Below are 2,856 nucleotides of genomic sequence, written 5' to 3'. Positions count from 1 at the left end.
GGCCCACCGCGTCCTCGCCCGGCAGCCCGCCGCCCGGCCGAGCCGGCGGTTCCGCCTCCACGCGCATGACCACGCTGCCGCCCTCATGGTTGTAGCGGATGCCGTTCTCTATGAGGTTGTAGAGCATCTCCTCGGACAGAGTCTCGCTGCCGGCGATACGCGCCGCGGAGCCCTCCACGCGCACCTGCACCTGCTGGTCGGCGGCGAAGCTGCCAAGGCGGCCCGCCACGCGCTCGGCCACGGCGTGCAAGTCGATGAGCACCGCGTCGTCGCCGAACGCGGACTCGTCCAGGCGCGACAGCGTGAGCACGTCGTTGATGAGCGAGCGCATGGCCTGCGCCTCCTCATAGATGAGGGCGGCGAACTTCTGGCGATCGGCCGGCTGCACCATGTCGTTCTTCATGAGCTCGGCGTAGCCCGAGATGACCTGCAGCGGGGTCTTCATCTCGTGGCTCACGTTGCTGGAGAAGTCCCGGCGCAGGTTCTCGGCCTGGGCCAGCTCGCGGTTCTGCTGCTTGAGCAGGCGCTGCTGCTCGTCGATGCGAATGAGCAGCGGGTCCATCTCCTCGTATATCTCGTTCTCTAGCGGATCGGCGAAGTTGAGCGCGTCGATGGGCTTCATAATGCGCCACGTGAGCGTCTTGGACAGCACGAACACGAGGACGGCGGCCACGATCACGGCCACGAGCACCGGCACCAGCATATCGCCCAGGAAGGCCAGAAGCGAGTGGCGCGACTCGGACAGGCGGATGATGCTGCCGTCGTCCAGCTTCACGGCGGCGTACACCGTGTCGGTGCCCAGCGTGTCGGAGAAGCGCATGGTGGCCGCCTGGCCGTTCTCCCCCGCCTCGCGGACTTCGGGACGCCCGGCGTGGTTCTCCATGGCGGCAGGGTCGGCGGCACTGTCGTAGAGCACCTGGCCGTCGGCCGCGATGAGCGTGTAGCGGGTGAGGCCGGCGAACTGCTCCTCCAGCGCGGGGATGTTTGCCGTGGTGGGCGACGCGTTGAGGTAAGCCGCAGCGTCCTGCGCGCTGGCGGCGAGCTCGGCCTCGGCGTCGTGCTCGTAGGACATATAGTAGATAGTGGTCATGACCACGCCCAGCACGAGGATGACGCCCAGCGTGAACGCCAAAACGCCCGAGAATATCTTGCCGGAGAGGCTCTTGACCCGCAGGTGCGTAGGACTCATCGGGCGCTCCGTCCCGCGCCGCCCCGCCGGGGAAGGCCCCGCATGCGGAAGCTCATGGCTGCTTGACGCAGTAGCCCACGCCGCGCACCGTCTGGATGTAGGCGTCTGCACCCTCGACGGCCGCCGCGAGCTTCTGCCGAAGCGTCTGGATGTGCACGTCGACCGTGCGCGTCTCGCCCACGTAGGTCATGCCCCACACGTCCTCCAAAAGCTGGCGACGCGACAGCACATGCCCCTCGTTCTGCATGAGCGTGCGCAGAAGGTCGAACTCCTTGAGCGTGAGCGCAACGTTCTCGCCGTCCACGGAGACGTCGTGCGACGACACCGTGAGCGCAATGGGGCCGCACGAGAACTCGTCGTCGGCCGCCACGGCCGGCGCGGCGGCGCGACGCATGAGCGCGTTCACGCGGCTCACCAGCTCCATCATGCCAAACGGCTTGGCCAGGTAGTCGTCGGCGCCGGCATCGAGGCCGCTCACCGTGTCGAACTCCGTGCCCTTGGCCGTGAGCATCATGACGGGCAGGTGCTTCGTGGCCGGGTCCTCCCGCAGCATGTGCAGGATCTCCAGGCCGTCCACTTCGGGCAGCATGATGTCCAGCAGCACGAGCTCCGGCAGGCGCCGCTTGCAGGCGACGAAGAACTCCCCCGCCGCGGCAAAGCCCGCCGCCTCGAAACCGGCCTGCTTGAGCGCGTACACCGTAAGGTCGCGGATATTGGTATCGTCTTCAACGTAGTAGATCATCGCAGTTGCTCCATGGGGTCTCCCGGCCGTCCCGGCCGCGTGTTGGGCCTATTGTAAGCCAGGCGCCGCGCAGCCGCAGCCTCCGAGAGGTCAAATTTGCGTAAAGCGCCTCACTCCTTCTACCCGAACCGCCCGGCCACATAGTCGGCGGTGCGGGGGTCGGAGGGGCTGGTGAAGATGTCGTCGGTGTCGCCGGCCTCCACCATCTCGCCCAGCAGGAAGAACGCCGTCTTGTCGGACACGCGCAGTGCCTGCAGCATGTTGTGCGTCACCATGATCACCGTGTACTTGCTCTTGAGCTCGCCCACCAGGTCCTCGATCTTCGCCGTGGAGATGGGGTCGAGCGCGCTCGTGGACTCGTCCATGAGCAGCACCTCGGGGCGCACGGCCAGCGCGCGGGCGATGCACAGGCGCTGCTGCTGGCCACCGGACAGGCCGAGCGCGTTCTTCTTCAGACGGTCCTTCAGCTCGTCCCAGATGGCGGCGTCGCGCAGGCTCTGCTCCACGATGGCGTCCAGGTCGGCGCGGCTCTTTATGCCGTGGGTGCGCGGCCCGAACGCCACGTTGTCGTACACGCTCATGGGGAACGGGTTCGGCTGCTGGAACACCATGCCCACGCGGCGGCGCAGGCTGTTCACGTCGATGTCGCGGTAGGCGTTGCGGCCGTCGAGGGTGATCTCGCCCTCGATACGGCAGCCCTCCACGAGGTCGTTCATGCGGTTCAGGCTCTTCAGCAGGGTGGACTTGCCGCAGCCCGACGGGCCTATGAGCGCGGTCACCTGGTTCTTCGGAAACTCCAGGTTGATGCCCTTGAGCGCCTGGAAGTCCTGGTAGTACAGGTTCAGGTCGCGCACGCCCATCTTGGCCGGAGCGTCGGCGGGCGCCTTGCGGGCCGCCTTGCGCTCGGCCGCCCGGCCCTGCGCAT

General features: G+C 67.3%; 3 protein-coding genes. All 3 read right to left on the bottom strand.

Translation table 11 applies throughout. The annotated features are described in order from the left end of the window. Positions 1-1,189: sensor histidine kinase (locus GPA_RS07995; RefSeq protein ID WP_083808987.1), on the bottom strand; the 1,189-nt coding region annotated here is incomplete at its 3' end. A 52-nt stretch (positions 1,190-1,241) separates the two neighbouring features. After that, positions 1,242-1,931, bottom strand: coding sequence for a response regulator transcription factor (locus tag GPA_RS07990; RefSeq protein ID WP_015539548.1), 690 nt, complete (start codon positions 1,929-1,931; stop codon positions 1,242-1,244). Between the two features lie 119 nt (positions 1,932-2,050). Further along, positions 2,051-2,856: phosphate ABC transporter ATP-binding protein PstB (gene pstB, locus GPA_RS07985; protein WP_331429720.1), on the bottom strand; the 806-nt coding region annotated here is incomplete at its 5' end.

Source organism: Gordonibacter pamelaeae 7-10-1-b, assembly GCF_000210055.1.
Taxonomy (GTDB): Bacteria; Actinomycetota; Coriobacteriia; order Coriobacteriales; family Eggerthellaceae; genus Gordonibacter; species Gordonibacter pamelaeae.
Note: the sequence above shows the minus strand (reverse complement) of the source record. Positions and strands in the feature narration are given on the sequence as shown.